At 61.0% G+C, this 16,653-nt stretch carries 9 protein-coding genes; 2 read left to right on the top strand and 7 right to left on the bottom strand.

The genetic code is table 11. The annotated features are described in order from the left end of the window. Positions 1 to 9: 9 nt before the first annotated feature. Both GTP58_RS18900 and GTP58_RS18895 read right to left on the bottom strand, forming a co-directional pair. On the bottom strand, positions 10 to 2,550 hold the full coding sequence (locus GTP58_RS18900; protein WP_161078741.1) for a prolyl oligopeptidase family serine peptidase: 2,541 nt from the start codon (positions 2,548 to 2,550) through the stop codon (positions 10 to 12). A 67-nt stretch (positions 2,551 to 2,617) separates the two neighbouring features. Continuing rightward, a complete protein-coding gene (locus tag GTP58_RS18895; protein ID WP_161078740.1) occupies positions 2,618 to 5,365 on the bottom strand; it encodes a TonB-dependent receptor in 2,748 nt (915 codons plus the stop codon). A gap of 508 nt (positions 5,366 to 5,873) precedes the next feature. On the opposite strand from GTP58_RS18895, the gene GTP58_RS18890 reads away from it, so the two are divergent. Next, positions 5,874 to 7,730, top strand: coding sequence for a glycoside hydrolase family 13 protein (locus GTP58_RS18890; protein ID WP_161078739.1), 1,857 nt, complete (start codon positions 5,874 to 5,876; stop codon positions 7,728 to 7,730). Beyond that, positions 7,727 to 10,960 (top strand): alpha/beta hydrolase-fold protein, encoded by a 3,234-nt coding sequence (locus tag GTP58_RS18885; RefSeq protein WP_161078738.1) that lies wholly within the window; start codon positions 7,727 to 7,729, stop codon positions 10,958 to 10,960. Before GTP58_RS18890 ends, GTP58_RS18885 begins: the two co-directional genes overlap by 4 nt. Here GTP58_RS18885 and GTP58_RS18880 read toward each other — a convergent pair. The 5 genes from GTP58_RS18880 to GTP58_RS18860 form a co-directional block, all read right to left on the bottom strand. Next, entirely contained in the window at positions 10,950 to 12,401 is a 1,452-nt protein-coding gene (locus GTP58_RS18880) for a bifunctional diguanylate cyclase/phosphodiesterase (protein ID WP_161078737.1), read from the bottom strand. The genes GTP58_RS18885 and GTP58_RS18880 overlap by 11 nt on opposite strands. A 114-nt stretch (positions 12,402 to 12,515) precedes the next feature. After that, the gene (locus GTP58_RS18875; RefSeq protein ID WP_161078736.1) at positions 12,516 to 14,141 is read right to left on the bottom strand and encodes a methyl-accepting chemotaxis protein; all 1,626 of its coding nucleotides are present in this window, start codon (positions 14,139 to 14,141) and stop codon (positions 12,516 to 12,518) included. A gap of 135 nt (positions 14,142 to 14,276) precedes the next feature. After that, positions 14,277 to 14,789 (bottom strand): GNAT family N-acetyltransferase, encoded by a 513-nt coding sequence (locus GTP58_RS18870; RefSeq protein ID WP_161078735.1) that lies wholly within the window; start codon positions 14,787 to 14,789, stop codon positions 14,277 to 14,279. Continuing rightward, the gene (locus tag GTP58_RS18865) at positions 14,786 to 15,307 is read right to left on the bottom strand and encodes a GNAT family N-acetyltransferase (RefSeq protein WP_161078734.1); all 522 of its coding nucleotides are present in this window, start codon (positions 15,305 to 15,307) and stop codon (positions 14,786 to 14,788) included. The genes GTP58_RS18870 and GTP58_RS18865 overlap by 4 nt, the downstream gene beginning before the upstream one ends. A 69-nt stretch (positions 15,308 to 15,376) precedes the next feature. After that, entirely contained in the window at positions 15,377 to 16,651 is a 1,275-nt protein-coding gene (locus GTP58_RS18860) for an amidohydrolase family protein (protein ID WP_161078733.1), read from the bottom strand. Positions 16,652 to 16,653: the final 2 nt, after the last annotated feature.

The raw sequence follows: 16,653 nt of genomic DNA, 5'->3' as shown, positions 1-16,653 counted from the left end.
TAGTTAAACTTACTTCGCCGACGCATCGGTCGCAGCAGCGGCCGGTGCGTTTTTCACGTACTTGTCAAACCAGCGCAGCATCTCATACACCAGCTGTTCGTTCGACTCACGCGCTGCGTACCAGTGCGGCTCGTGCGGCAGCATCACCAGACGCGTCACGCCACCGTTGCCGCGGATCGCCTCATACAGCTTGGTCGATTGCAGCGGCGTAGTGCCCGGATTGGCGTCATCCCCGCCGTGCACGATCAGCAGCGGCGTCTTCAGCTTGTCAGCATAGAAGAAGGTCGACGCCTTGGTGTACACCTCCGGCGCTTCCCATACCGAGCGGCGCTCGTTCTGGAAACCGAATGGCGTCAGCGACTTGTTGTACGAGCCGCTGGTGGCCGCACCGGCACGGAACAGCGTCGAATGCGCCAGCAGATTGGCGGTCATCAGCGCGCCGTGGCTATGGCCCGTCACGCCAACGCGGTTCGGATCGGTCACGCCCAGACGCACCGCTTCATCCACCGCCGCTTGCGCGTTCGCCACCAGCTGTTCGGTGTAGGTGTCATACGCCTTGCGCGGATCGCCCACGATAGGGAATGCGGCGCTGTCGATGATCGCGTAACCTGACAGCAGCAGCAGACGATACTGGCGCAGGCGCGTAAACGTCGCTTGTGAACCGGTGGTCTGGCCGGCCTTGGACGCATCCGCATAGTCCAGAGGATAGGCGTTCAGGATGGTCGGCAAACGCGTGCCTTCCTTGTAGCCCGGCGGCGTGTACAGCGTGAACGACAGCTCCAGGCCATCGGCGCGCTTGTATTTCACCAGGCGCTTCTTGATCTCGCGCACTTGCGGCATCGGATCAACCAGATGGGTCAGCGCCACGCTCGACGAAGCGTAGTTTGGCTCACCTGCTTCGGCGTTGGCGGCCGCACCCAGCGTCCGCAGGAAGGCGTTCGGGGTTTCCTCGGACGATTGGTACCAGGTCAGCAGACGGCCCGTATTGTTACCGGCAAAGCCGATGAACTGTTCATACGCGGTTTTACTGCTGCGGAACAGGCGCTCGGTCTGTTTGGTCTGCAGGTTGAACTTGTCGAGGAACGGGCGATCACCTTCCGGCGAAGAACCGACGCCAGACAGGAAGATGGTATCGCCATCCACGCGGATCACCGGGAAGCCATTCGCCAGGCGGCGTTGTACCGGCGAGCCGGGATTGGCGTATTTCTCATCGACCGACATATCCCAGACCAGCTTGCGCGAATTGCTGGCGTCATCGATATTGATCTGCCAGGTGCGGCGCCATTTACGGTTGACGTCATAGTCGCTCAGCAGGGCCACGCCCGGCTGCTCGCTCCACGACAGGCCGGCATAGCGCTGCTCGGTGCGGGTGATTTCGACCGGCGCGGTATTGAATGGCGCCTTCAGCATCATCAGCTTATCGCGTTCCTTGGCCTGCACTTTCGGATCGCCGCCATCCAGCGCCTCGGCCCACACCAGCGTTGCCGCTTCGGTTGGACGCCAGGTGAAGTTACGCGGACCAACTGGCACGCCGCGGTTCGGCACGCGGTCGGCCAGCGGCAGCGCGGCGATTTCGCGCACCACCGGTTTGCCGCCCTTGGCGTTCAGGTCCCACAGGTCGATCTGTTTCGGGAAGCGGTCGAAGGTCGTCACATACGAATATGGCGGACGGATTTCCGTGACTACCGCATGGCGGCCATCCGGCGCCACACTCAGTTCTTCATACAGGCGAGGCTTGCCGACCGGCGTGATCTTGCCGCTGGCCACATCCACCAGCGCCAGCTGCGAGGTACCGTAGTAGTTGAACAGTTCTTCGTCGTGACGGTTGCGCAGTGTGTCGCGGTTTTCATAGGTGCTGCTCTGGCCAGTCTCGCCCAGCGATTCCTGGATGCCTGGGCCATCCGAGCCTGGCGGCGCCACCGGCGGTGCTTTCTGCACTGGCACCAGCTTGACCAGCAGGGTTTTCTGGTCCGGCATCCATTGCATCTGGTCGCCAAACATCTGGTTCAGGCGTACGCCTGGCAGACGGCGGATGGCGCCGGTTTTGGCATCGCCAACCCACAGCTCCACCGCGTCGGTGGTGACGTTTTCAAACACAAAGCGCTGACCGTCGGCGCTCCACACCGGGCGACGCGGGCAGGCATCAGCGGGCAGCTTGATCGCGGTTTGCTTGCCGTCGGCAACCTGCACCAGGTCAATCGCGCTCACGCATGGCGGAATGCCGTAGCCACCCGGCGTGTCGTGCTGGCTATGGTTACCCGGTTCGATACGCACGCCGGCTAGACGCAGGAAAGGCGTGGCGACTTTGGCGATCGACGGATAGTCCTGCATGGTGACCAGCATCAGCTTGTCGCGGGTCGGGCTGAGGGATGGCGATGGCGGCGGCGGCGCGCGCATCACATCGAGGATTTCCTTCGGCGGCTGGTTATAGACGCTGGCGGTGGCTGCGGTGGCGGGGGTTGCGGCCGCTGGGGCAGCAAGCGCGGTGGACGTCATGCCAGCTGCGAGCGTAGCGCTCACGAGGCCGCACAACAGGTATTTTCCCTGCATGGACATTCTCCAGTGTTAAAAAAAAACGGCGTCCCGAAGGACGCCGCTCTATCTTAAGCGAAAATGCTTAGAACTTGTAGTTCACGCCTGCCAGCACGGTACGGCCGTACTTCTGGTATTCCAGCTGCTGCGAACGGTCGCCGTTGTAGGTTTCGTAAGCAGCGTTGCGCAGGTTGTTCACTTGCAGCAGCAGGCCCACACCCTTCATGGCGCCCGTGTTGAAGGTGTAGCCGACCTGGAAGTCGATGATGTTTTCACCGACCACATAGCGCAGCGCACGGTCGTTGGAGAAGTTGCCGATCTCACCCACGAAGTCCGAACGGCGACGCTGGCTGATACGGGTTTCGAAGCCGTTCTTCTCGTAGTAAGCAGTCAGGTTGGTGACGTGCTTCGACAGGCCTGGCAGCGGAATGTGCTGGCCAATGCTGCCGCTTGGATCTTCAATCGTGATCTTGCTGTCGGTGTAGGTGGTGCTGGCGCTCAGACCAAAACCATCCAGTGCCTTGCTCACCATGTTCAATGGCAGGGAAGCCGACAGCTCTGCGCCTTTCAGGTTGCCGCCGTTGCCGTTGTAGGCCGCGGTGTAGTTACCGATGGCGGTGTGCAGCGGGTAGCCTGCGCCGTTACCGATCGCGCCTGGTGGAATGTAGGCGCTGAAGTCATACGACTTGGTCTGGGTGAAGATGTAGGTGTCCAGCTTCTTGAAGAACACTGCCGCAGCAAAGTAAGCCTTCTTGTCGAAGTATTTCTCGTACGAGAGGTCGAAGGCTTTAGCGCGCCATGGATCCAGGCGTGCGTTACCGCCGCTGGCGCCTGGTTCACGCTTGGTGGTGTCGATGCCGAAGTCCAGCGCCGAACGCAGCTGGTCGACACGTGGACGGGCCAGTTGCTTGGCCAGCGCCACGCGCACGGTTTGCTGGTTGTCCAGGCCGAAGGCCAGGTTCATGCTAGGCAGTACGTCGGTGTATTTCTTGCCGTCGTTGATAGGCTTGATGGCACCGGTGGTGTTGTCATACCAGCGCGAAGCCGACGACTGGTCGGTACGCTGCACCTGCACGCCAACGTTACCGCGCAGGCTGATGTCGTTGCCCAGTTCTGCTTCGATATTCGCTTTGGCAAATGCGGTGGTGACTTTTTCGCTGACTTCCCAGGTCTTGGCGATCAGGTAGCCTTGGGTGTCGGTCGGCGCGAAGGTCATGTACTTGTCAACCACGGCTGGCACATTCCAGGTTGGAATGGAACCGGCGCCGGCAAAGCCCAGGTCAGCCGACTGATAGAACAGGTCGGACGAAATGGTGGTTGGCGCCCCCTTCAGGTTGATATTGCCTTCAGGCTGATGCTTGTTCTTGGTACGGTCGCTGTAGTTGGCGCCGATGTCGAAGCTCGAGAACACTTTTTCCAGTGCGCCGAACGACTGGATGTTGGCAACCAGCTTGAAGCCTTTCAGCTCGTCTTCCACGCTTGGGGTCTTGCCGTAGCCGGAACCGTAGATGGTGTTGGTGACGTACAGGTTGTTGCGGTTGTTGTAGTCCAGGCCTGGGGTCATCTGCGAGAAACCACCGTCGCCGTAACCGAGCTTGACCGAATCCAGGAATGGCGCGCCGGCGGCGTTGCTCATCTGCAGATTGTTTTCCAGGCTCAGCTCGTCGCGCTTGGCTTTCGAGTAGTTCAGGTCAGCAAACAGCGACCAGCCATTGAGCTTGAATTCATTGCTCCAGCCGGCAGCGCGGATATCATCCTGGCGCTTGTTGTACATGCCGCGTACCAGCGGATAGATGTTGTTGGCGGTACCGCTGGCGATGGTGCCACCGTTGACCACGACCGGGTTGTAGACCGGGTCAGGCTTGTTGCCGCCATTCCAGCCGCTCAGGTTGATTTCGAGCTGGTTGGAGGTTTCTTCGTTCTTGAAGCGCGAAGCATAGACGTCCACGATGCTGGTCCACTGCTTGTTTGGACGGTATTGCAGCACGCCCATCAGGCCATCACGCTCGTTGCGGCCGCTCTTGGCCACGGCCTTGATACCGTCGGAAGCGAAGGTGCCGTCTGGCAGACCGGCGCGGCCATCACGTTTCCATGGCTCGTACAGGCCGGTTTCGTTGTCCAGCACTGGCGTTTCCAGGTGGGCGAAACCCAGCGCGATACCGATGGTGCGGTTGGCGAACTGGTCGATGTAGCTGGCGCTGAAGCGGTTGCCGGTGTCTTTGGCGTTACCGATCTTGCCCAGCGAGTTTTTCTCGCCGCGTGCATTCAGGGCCACGGTGCGGCCGCTAAAGTTCAGAGGGCGCACGGTTTGCATGTCGATGGTGCCCGACAGGCCCTGGCCGACCAGACCGGCGTCCGGGGTTTTGTAGACGGTGACGCCACCCATCAGTTCCGATGGGTACTGGTCGAATTCCACGCTGCGGTTGTCGCCGGTGGAGACTTGCTCACGGCCGTTCAGCAGGGTGGTGGAGAAATCTGGCGACAGGCCACGAATCGAGATTACTTGCGCACGGCCGGCAACGCGCTGGGCGGCCAGACCTGGCAGGCGCGAGATCGATTCGGCGATCGAGACATCCGGCAGTTTGCCGATGTCTTCTGCCGAAATCGCCTCAACGATGGAGGTCGCGTCTTTTTTTACCGAGATAGCGTCTTCGATACCGCGGCGGATACCGGCCACGGTCACGGACATGACTTTGGTGTCATCCGCAGCAGGCGCGGTCGCGGTTTGCGCGTGCACCGGCGCGGCGATGGCTGCGGCCAGCAGGGCGCAACCAGCGGCGACCGGCTTTAATGGGAACGCAGTGTGGCTGCGCTTACTTGCGAAGATGTTCATTTAATGTCCCCTCTCATGACACAAATTTAAGTCCCGCAAATATGACAACTACACGGGATCCAAGGAATTACAACGTTCTAAAGACGTTCTAGAAAGAATTTTGTACTAAAACTAGATTCGGTGTCAATCAAACTTCCGTACCACTACGGATTACAAGCCTCTAGCCACGCGGCTTTCCCTATGAGATACGATATCTCGTTGTATTTCGGCTACAAGACCAGCATCAGCGACTTGTAGTAGAACTACACCTTGGACGCAAAAAGACGGTGTTTTTGAAAGCAAACGCCAGCGGCGGCCTGCCTTCCAGGCCGCGCCAGCGCACCACTTTTGATATCAAAAGCCATTTTGGAGGAAAATGACGAAACCACTGTACTCCGACTAAATTACATCATGTCGGCAGCGTTTGATGAACTGCAGTTTTGAGAGTATTCTCTCGTAAAATCAAAGCACTAAGCCCGGAAAGCATAAAAACACGGGCGTGTAGTACGACTACCTTTTCGGAGACTACATGAGGAAAACCCTGGCGGCGGCGCTGCTTGCCGCCCTACTGCCCGTAAGCGCCTGCGCGGCATCCCCCAACTATCGCATCGACCATATGAACCCGCCGCTATGGTGGACCGGCATGCACAATCCCAGGCTGCAACTCATGGTGCACGGCCAGCAGATTGCCGACCTGGAGCCGGTGCTGAATTATCCCGGGGTACGCATCGCCAGCGTGGCGCGCGTCGCCAACCGCAACTACCTGTTCCTCGACCTGGATATCGCGCCAGAAGCGAAGCCCGGCAAGCTGAATCTGGTATTCCAGCACGGCGGCCAGGAAATCCACTACAGCTACGAGCTGCAAGCGCGGCGCCAGGGTTCCGCCCAGCGCCCGGGTTTCAACAGCAGCGACGCCATCTATCAGGTGATGCCGGACCGCTTTGCCAATGGCGACGCCGCCAACGACAATGTCGACGGCATGGCCGACCGCTTGAACCGCGCCGATGGCGCTGGCCGCCATGGCGGTGATATCCAGGGCATCATCGATCATCTGGACTACATCGCCGGCCTGGGCTTCACCCAGCTATGGCCCACGCCGCTGCTGGAATCGAATATGCCGCGCGGCTCCTACCACGGCTACGCCACCACCGATCATTACCGCATCGACCCGCGCTACGGCAGCAACGCCAGCTACCGCCAGCTGGCCACGCAGGCGCAAGACAAAGGCATCGGCCTGATACAGGATGTGGTACTTAACCACATCGGCGGCAAACACTGGTGGATGCAGGACATGCCGATGCCGGACTGGCTGACCTACCAGGGCAAATACGTGCCGACCCGGCATAACCGCGTGGCAGTGCAAGACCCGTATGCGTCGGAAGAAGACAAGCGCAATTTCACGCAGGGCTGGTTCTCGCCTGGCATGCCGGACCTGAACCAGGCCAATCCCTTTGTGGCGACCTATCTGATTCAGAACAGCATCTGGTGGATAGAGTACGCCGGCTTGTCCGGCTTGCGCGTGGATACCTACGGCTACTCCAACACCCGCTTCCTGAGCGATTGGTCAGGCGCGGTCATGGCCGAATATCCGCAACTGAATCTGGTGGGCGAGGAGTGGAGTCCGCTGATCCCCGTGGTGGCGCATTGGCAGCGTGGTCACAAGAACTTTGACGGCTATGTCTCGCAGATGCCCAGCATGATGGACTTCCCATTGAACGACGCACTGCGCCGTGCACTGGTGGCGCCCGAGGACGGCGAGCAAGGCCTGAAGACGCTGTATGAAACCGTATCGCAGGACTACCTGTATGCGGAACCCGGCAACCTGGTTCTGTTTGAAGGCAACCACGACCTGTCACGCATCTACAGCGCACTGGATGCCGACCAGGGTCTGTTCCGCATGGCGATGGCGTTTGTGACCACCATGCCGCGCATCCCGCAGTTCTACTCGGGCACCGAGATTCAGATGACCAGCGCCACCAAAGGCCGCGACGATGCATCGTATCGCCAGGACTTTCCAGGTGGCTGGGCCGGTGACAAGGTCAATGCCTTTACCGGCGCCGGCCTCACTGCCCGGCAGGCCGACGCTCAGGCCTACGTCCGCAAGCTGCTCAACTGGCGCAAGACCGCATCCGTGATCCATCATGGGAAGCTGATGCACTACGGGCCTGAGCAAAACACCTACGTCTACTTCCGCTATGAAGGCAGCAGGAAAGTCATGGTGGCGCTCAACAAGAACGCAACCGACACCGTCCTGTCAACCGCGCGCTTCCACGAAATGCTGGGCGGCGTGAAGGCAGGCACCGACGTCATCACCGGCCAGCGCGTCCCGCTGGATGGACAAATAAAACTGCCAGCGCGCTCTGCGCTGATACTGGAGATCCAATGAAGAAGCACCTCACCGCGCTATTGCCGCTGCTGCCACTGCTGCCGCTGTTCACACTGAACGCGCAAGCTGCGCCAGGCGCCACTGCCACCAGCTATCCAACCTGGGATGGCAAGCAGGAGACGGTACGTTACACCACGCCCGACGCCGGCGCCGCGCTGCGCAGCTATACGCAATCCACCACCATGCGCGTGCGCGAAGGCGGCAAGCAGGAAGTCAGCTACGCCGAATCAGCCTCACTGCCGACTGTCCGCAGCGGCAACCTCGCCTTTGACGCGCTGTTCGCACTGGCCGGCAGCGAGATGAAACTGGACTCCGTCAAGGAGATCCGCGACGGCAGCTACAACGGCGGCAACGCCATCCCGTGCGAGTGCTTTGAAACGGGCGAGCTATGGCATTACGTCTGGACCCGCGACCTGTCCTACGCCGCTTCGCTGGGCCTTGGCATGCTGGACCCGCAACGCACCCGCAACTCGCTGCAGTTCAAACTCGCCGGCTACCGCGACGGCACACAAGCCGGCCTGCATGCCATCGGCGACGGCTATCAGATCGTGCAGGACACCGGCAGCGGCGGCAGCTGGCCGGTCAGCACGGACCGCGTCAGCTGGGCCTTCGGCGCCGACGAAGCGCTCAAAGCATTGCCAGCCGAGGAGCGCAAGGCCTTCGCGGCCCAGGCCCTGCATGCCCTCGGCAACACGTTGGAGAACGACCGCATCGCCATCTGGGATGCCGCCGACGGCTTGTACAACGGCGAAGAATCCTTCCTCGACTGGCGCGAACAAAGCTATGCCGCATGGCTGCCGGGCGAGCTGTCCTACATGGCCACGTCCAAGGCCTTGTCCACCAACGCCGCACACTACAAGGCACTCACACTGGCCGCACAACTGGCGCGGGAACAAGGCGACAGCGCACGCGCGCAGCGCTACAGCACCTGGGCGGCAGATCTCAAAAAAGCCATCAACCAGCGCTTCTGGCAAGCCGACAGCGGCATGTACAGCAGCGTCACGGCCGGCCACTTCGACGGCGCGGCACTCTACAAATACGACTGGCTGGGACAATCGCTGGCCATCGTCACCGGCATCGCCGATGCCCAGCAGGCACAGAGCATCCTTGCCCACTATCCGCATGGTCCGCTGGGGGCGCCGGTGATCTGGCCACAGCAGGCGAATACCGCCGTCTACCACAACCGCGCCATGTGGCCCTTTGTCACCGCTTACGGTTTGAAGGCGGCCGCCATCGGCGCCAACGTCGCCGTGGCGGATGCGGCTTACGATACGCTGATGCGCGGCGCCGCCACCAACCTCTCCAACATGGAGAACCTGGAATGGCTATCGGCCCAGCCCATGCTGGATGACGGCAAACTAAGTGGGCCGGTAGTCAACTCGCGCCGCCAGCTGTGGTCTGTCGGCGGCTATCTGGGCATGGTAGTGGGCAGCGTGTTCGGCGTGCAGACCACCAATGACGGCATCGCACTCAAACCATTCATCACCGCCAAACTGCGCCGCGAGACGTTCGCAGGCAGCGATACGATCGCGCTGGATAACCTGTCCTTGCGCGGCAAGCGCCTACAGGTACGGGTGCACCTGCCCGCCGCCGTCGCCGGCAACGGCTACTACGCCATTGACAGTATCGTCTTGAATAACCAGCCTGCCAGCGCTGCACTGGCATGGGATGCGCTGGCCGATAACAACGTCATCGACATCCGTCTCGGCAAACTGCTGCCGGGCCAGACGGCCAAGCGCAGCGTGACCGCCAAGCCACTGGTGCAGGACGCAAGCGTGTACGCACCGGCCGAGCCGAATATCGAAAAACTGGAGCGCGCTGTCTATGGCATTCCAACGCTGCACATCGCAGCGGGCGACAAGCGCGCGACAAGTGTGGTGTACAACATCTACCGCAACGGCCAGCTGGTGGGCGCGCGCATCAGCGCGACGACATGGTCCGACCGCCATGCGGGCAATGCAGCCGGAGGGAACCTCTGCTACGCGGTGGAAGCGATGTACGCGCGCTCCGGCAACCGCAGCCACCACAGCATGCCGGTGTGCCTGAACGCTGGCACGGAATACGCCGCCATGCACAACGGCTGGGGCGCTCCCGGCGACAGCTTTGCACAGGCATTCAAGGTCGATCAGGCAGGCAGCTACGCCATCCAGATCAAATACCGCAATACCGTGCACCAGATCAACCTGGGCGTCAGCGGTGGCGTGAAATGGGCCTCGCTGAAAGACAGCAGTGGCAACATCGTCGCCAATGGCGTCGTCCAGCTGCCGCACTCCCCTGCCGACGCTGGCGCCAGATATTCGACACCATTGCGCGCCAACCTGGCGGCCGGCAGCTACACGCTGGAGCTGGCAGACTTCTACAACATGAGCTATATGAAGTCCAACACCACCTACAGCGACGCCGGTGGCGTGAAAGGGCCGTCCAACAGGTTCGATATCCACGGCATACGCGTCATGCCGGTGCCGCGCAGCGATGCACCGTCCAGCGCTGTGCCAGCGGGCACACTGCGCATCGTCGATCAATTCGCTTCGCCTCAACTGGGCAACAGCCGCAAGCTGCGCATCTACCTGCCGCCGGGCTACGACAACAACCCACAGCAGCGCTATCCCGTGCTGTACATGCACGACGGCCAGAACCTGTTCGATCCGAAAACCGCCGCTTTCGGCACGGCCTGGGAAGTCGGCGTCACCATGGATAAGCTGATCGCCACCGGCGCCATCAAGCCGGCCATCATCGTCGGCATCGACAACGCTGGCGAACAACGCATTGCCGAGTACACGCCCTGCTGCGATCCGCAATACGGCGGCGGCAAGATCGATGCCTATGCGGCCTTCATCGTCGATACCGTGAAACCATGGGCCGACGCCAACCTGCGCACCTTGAAAGACCGCGAGCACACGGCCATCATGGGCTCCTCGCTGGGCGGCATCGCCTCCGTCTACATCGGCCAGAAGTACCCGCAAGTGTTTTCCATGGCGGGCGGCGTTTCCAGCTCGTTCTGGTGGAATAAGGAGATGTTCATCAAGAACCTGCCGGATGCACCGGCGGTCAGGTTCTACATCGACGCAGGCACCGACAACGACGGCATCGAGGAAACCCGCAAGATGCGCGACGCCATGCAGGCCAAGGGCTACACGCTGTACTACCATGAGGCGGAAGGCGGCATCCACAACGAAAAGTCGTGGGCGGCCCGCGTGCATCTGCCGCTGATCTGGTTCTTCAGGAAGTAAGCAATGCGACCCGCTGCTGGCGCACTGCCAGCAGCGCCTCCAGCTCTTCCGGCGAGACGGCGGCGCTGATATAAAAGCCAAATACCTCGTCACAGCCCATCGCCGACAACTGCGCCAGTTGCGCGCCGGTTTCCACGCCGGCGGCGATCACCTGCATGTTCTGCGCATGCGCGGCTTCAATGATGGAGCGTACCATGGCCTCATCGCGCGACAGGTCGTCCACAAACGTCTTGTCGATCTTGACCACATCCACCGCGAAGCGCCGCAGATAACCCAGCGACGCATAACCGGTACCAAAGTCGCTAATCGCAATCCGCACTCCCAGGCGCTTGAACTGCTGCAGGATGTCTTCCACATGCTGGCTTTTATCAATCAGCATTGCCTCAGCAATTTCCAGCTCGATGCAGTTGCCGGCGACACCGGCCTTGTCGAGTATCGAGGCCAGCGTCTGCACGATATCCTTGTTGAAGAACTGGCGCGCCGACAGATGCACTGCCACCGTCAAGGCATGCCCCTGCTCCTGCCAGCGCCGCACCTGTGCCACGGCCGTGGACATCACCCACGCGCCTACCGGCAGTATCAACGCGCTCTGCTCCAGCACGGGCAGGAAATCCAGCGGCATCACCACGCCCAGTTCCGGATGCTGCCAGCGCAGCAGCGCCTTCACGCCAGTGATCTGCTGCGCCTTCAGGTCCAGCCTGGGCTGATAAGTCAGAATGAACTCGTTGTGTTCCAGCGCATGACGCAGTGCTGCTTCCAGTATCAGCCGCGAATAGGCTTTGGCCTGCATGCTGGGCAGGAAGCGCTGGCTGGCGCCCTTGCCACGCTGCTTGGCCGCGTACATCGCCAGATCGGCTTTCTCGATGAGCGCTTCGATATCTTCGTCATCATCGGGATACACCGCCACACCGATGCTGGCTGCGACCTCCAGCGGCGCGTCGTTGATGGTGAACGGCTCGGCGATGGTACGCATGATTTTCTCCGCCACCTGCTGCGCATCGGCGCCGTTGTGCAGTTCCGTGAGCAGCACGATGAACTCATCGCCACCCTGGCGTGCCACCGTATCCACCTCGCGCACGCACTGGCGCAGACGCTGCGCAAACTGCACCAGCACCTGGTCGCCGGCATCGTGGCCCAGCGTATCGTTGATGGTCTTGAAATGGTCGATATCGACAAACAGCACGGCCAGCAAGCTGTCATGGCGGCGCGCATAGGCGATGCCATGTTCCAGCTGCAGCTGCAGCTGCAAGCGGTTCGGCAAGCCGGTAAGGCTGTCGTGATGGGCGATGAAATCCAGCCGCATCTCCGTGTCGCGCTGCGCCGCCAGCGCCGCCTGCAATTGAACGCAGCGCGCCCGCAAACCGCGCGCCTGCCATTGGCCGTAATACAGCGCCAGCAAACATGGCGCCATGCCGGCCATCACCGGCCATAAGCTGTTCATGCTGCCCCTCTTCGTCGGATGGACTGCGGAAGAGGGAATAATAGTGGATAGAGGAAACATCAACAGGCCGTTCATGCGCCCGTTTGAGGCACATCAAACGACCTGTGGCAAAACTCAGCCAGCCAGTTGCAGCGTTTTGCGGTGCGAAGGCATGCGCTCCACGCTGCCCGGATTATTGAGCTTGAAGATACTGACGGCGTCACGCAGGCTGGCCGACTGCTGCTCCAGCGAATCCGCGGCGGCCGCAGCTTCCTCCACCAATGCCGCATTCTGCTGCGTCACGCTGTCCATCTGGCTGATGGCGATGCTGATTTGTTCGATGCCATCGCGCTGCTCGCCGCTGGCCACCGAGATTTCACCGATGATGGCCGTGACCCGCTGCACACTCTCCACTACTTCGCTCATGGTTTCACCGGCCTGGCCAACCAGGCGGCTCCCCTCTTCCACGCGGCCGACAGAGGTGCCGATCAATTCCTTGATCTCCTTCGCCGCTGCCGCTGAACGCTGCGCCAGATTGCGCACTTCAGAAGCCACCACCGCAAAGCCACGCCCCTGTTCACCGGCGCGCGCCGCTTCCACCGCCGCATTCAGCGCCAGGATATTGGTCTGGAAAGCGATGCCGTCGATCACACCGATGATGTCAACGATCTTGCGCGAACTGTCATTGATCTCGCCCATGGTCTGCACCATCTGCGCCACCGCGTCACCACCCTTGGCGGCGACGTTCGAGGCGGTATCGGCCAGCTTGCAGGCCTCGGTCGCATTGGCGTTGTTCTGCTGGACGGTCGTAGTCAGCTGCACCATCGCCGCTGCGGTTTCTTCGAGCGAGCTGGCCTGCTCCTCGGTGCGGCTCGACAGATCCAGATTGCCGGCCGCGATCTCGGTGGCTGCCGTGTGGATCGTCTCCGTACCAGAACGCACCTGGCCCACGATGCTGCTGAGGTTATTCTGCATCGACTTGAGCGCACCCAGCAGCTCGCCAATTTCATCCTTGCGGTTGACGCGCACCTCGGTACTCAGATCACCCGCAGCCACGGTCTGCGCCACCGTCACCGCTGCATCCAGCGGCCGCGTGATGCTGCGGATCAGCGACATCACCGTGGCACAGCCCACCACCACGGTAATCAGCACCGTGATGGCCATGGCGATCAGCGTCTGGCGGTGCGCGGCGCGGTTTTCTTCATTCATCTCCACCGTCAGGCGCGCCGACTCCTTGCTGATGAAGGCCACGATGTCGTCGATCTTCTTGGTAGGTTCGCGGTCCATGCCCTTGACCAGCCCATCCACCACATGGGCGCTTTCAACATTGGCGGAGTCGTATTTTTTCAGCGCTTCCATGTAGCGCGTGACGAGTTCGTTCTGGGTCCGGATGGCCTCATCCACCAGCGTGGTTTTCAGGCCCAGCTTATTGAGCATGCCGTCCAGCTTTTGCAGTTCGCCGCGCGTGGTCTCACCGCCCTTGACGAATGCCTTGCTGTACTTGTCCAGCTGGGCGGCATCATTACCGCGTATCAGGATGTTCTTCCATTCCTGTACCTGGATCTTGAATTCCACCTGTGCGCTACGCGCCGTATCGATCGCCTGGCTCAACGCATCCGAGCGCTCCATGGCGATAGCGCTACGCGCATTAGCGTTTTCCAGTGCGCGCCAGCCGGAGATCGCCACGATCATCAGCGCGACAAAAAAGAATGCGCCCAATAGCCCCAGTCGCACGCCTATCTTCAGATTGGCGATTTTCATAACTACCCCTTTCAAGAATTCAATTCAGACAAGCTTGTCAGCTAAATTGGCTCCATTTTTTGGGGAACGGGCAACGAACAGTGCCGTACATCCATGATGCTATAAGGCACTGAAAAAATCTATCGAATTTCCACTCTACAACAGCTCCAGCTGGTAAATATTGGTAGGACGATTATCAGGTGGCAGCGTTTTGTGTTCAACAAACGTCAGTCCCAGCTTGGCTAGCAAATTGATTGAGACAGTATTGTCCGGATTGGTAATGCCCATCAGGCGTTTCATGCGCAAGGTATCGCGCGCATAGGCCACCACGGCGGCGGCAGCCTCGTAGGTATAGCCCTGGCCAAAATGCTCAGGACGGATGGCGTAGCCGATATCCACATCCGGCAGACTGTCGCGCTTGATGAGGCCGCACATGCCCAGCGGCTTGCCATCGCTCTTGCGCTCCATGATGTACAGCGAATGGCCCAGGCGCTCCTGCATCACGCACGGTCCTTCCAGGATGGCGGTGCGCGCGCCTTCGATACTGCGGATGCCCTTGTCGCCGATGTATTGCAGCCAGGTAGGGTCATTGACCAGGATGAAATAAAACTCCGCGTCCTCGGGCGTGATGGTGCGTAATAGCAGTCGTTGAGTTTCCAGTATCTTCATGCGTCCGGCCAATGGGTAGGATCTTCCAGCAACTGGTACATCACATAGACGTCCACATAGCCGAGATATTGATGACGGTAAGCGCGCGGCAGCGTGCCGGCAATGGAGAAACCCAGCTTCTTCCACAGCAGCACGGCCGGCATATTCGAGCTGACCACGTAATTGAACTGCATCGCCAGATAGCCTTGCGCACGGGCGCGGTCCAGGCAATCGATGCCCAGCAGCTTGCCCACCCCCACGCCTTGCGCGGCAGGGCTGACCATGAAAGAAGCATTGGCGACGTGCGCACCACGGTCACGCTGGTTGGCCATCAGGCGGTACATGCCCACCAGGCGTTCGTTGTTGAGGATGGCCACAAAGCTTTGCACGCCCGGACCGAACCAGTAAGCGTGGCAATCTTCACGGCTGGTATCGGCGGCAAAATAATAAGTGTCGCCGCTGACGATCAGTTCCTGAAATATTTCCCACATGGCGCCAAAGTCGGCTTCCGTTGCGGGGCGGATGGCGATTTCTTTCAAGGCAGCTCCAGTCGGATAATCTCGTGTTCAATTGTCATGTATTTCTCCGGGCAAGTCCAGTTTGCGCGCTCAGCGGTGAAGGCGGAAATTTACCTGCTCCGGCCGTCCCGGCAAACTCAGACGCGCATGCGCACGTGGCGACTCCGCGATGATTTTTCCTCGACGCATCACCAGGCGGCGGGCGGCGCGCAGGCGGATCGCCTCCACGGCATCAGCCGCGTCCAGCAGCACCAGGTCGGCGTGACAGCCGGGCGCGATGCCATAGCCTTCCAGGCCCAGGATGGCGGCCGGCGTCGACGTCACCGCGCGGAAGCAATCGCGCATCGCCTCCTGGCCCGTCATCTGCGCCACATGCAAGCCCATGTGCGCCACCTCCAGCATGTCGCCCGAACCCAGGCTGTACCACGGGTCCATCACACAGTCATGGCCAAAGGCGACCGGAATACCCGCGGCCAGCAGTTCCGGCACGCGCGTCATGCCGCGGCGTCTGGGGTAACTATCGTGACGGCCCTGCAGCGTGATATTGATGAGCGGATTGGCGATGGCCGCCACGCCCGCTTCGCGTATCAGCGGCAGCAGCTTGCTGACGTAATAGTTATCCATCGAATGCATGGAGGTCAGATGCGAACCCGTCACGCGGCCATGCAGGCCCAGGCGGTTGCTCTGATACGCCAGCGTCTCAATATGGCGCGACATCGGATCGTCGGATTCATCGCAGTGCATGTCCACCATCAGACCCTGGTCGGCGGCGAACTCGCACAGGATGCGGACCGACTCCGCCCCCTCCGCCATGGTGCGCTCAAAGTGAGGAATGCCGCCCACCACCTCCACGCCCATGGCCACCGCGCGCTTCAGGTTGATAAGCGCGTTAGGCGCGCGCAGCACGCCGTCCTGCGGGAACGCCACCAGCTGCAAATCCAGATACGGCGCCACCAGGCGCTTGACCTCCAGCAGCGCCTCCACGGCCAGCAGACGGTCATCGCACACATCCACGTGCGAACGGATCGCCAGCAGGCCACGCGCCACTGCCCAGTCACAGTATTGCAGGGCGCGCTCGATCAGCGCCTGCTGGGTCAGCTGCGGTTTCAACTCGCCCCATAGCGCGATACCCTCCAGCAGCGTGCCGGACGCATTCACGCGCGGCAAGCCATAACTCAACGTGGCATCCATGTGGAAGTGGGCATCGACAAACGGCGCGCTCAGCAAATCACCGCCGGCGTCGATCTCCAGCGCTGCCGCCACCGGCAAACGCGGCCCGACTGCCGTAATTCGGCCATGCTCGATGGCAACGTCCACACCCTGCTGCCCGTCAGCCAGACTGGCGTTGCGTATCACGACATCCATCG

The organism is Duganella sp. CY15W (assembly GCF_009857555.1).
Classification (GTDB): Bacteria; Pseudomonadota; Gammaproteobacteria; order Burkholderiales; family Burkholderiaceae_D; genus Rugamonas; species Rugamonas sacchari.
This window is presented reverse-complemented; position numbering and strand designations above follow the sequence as displayed.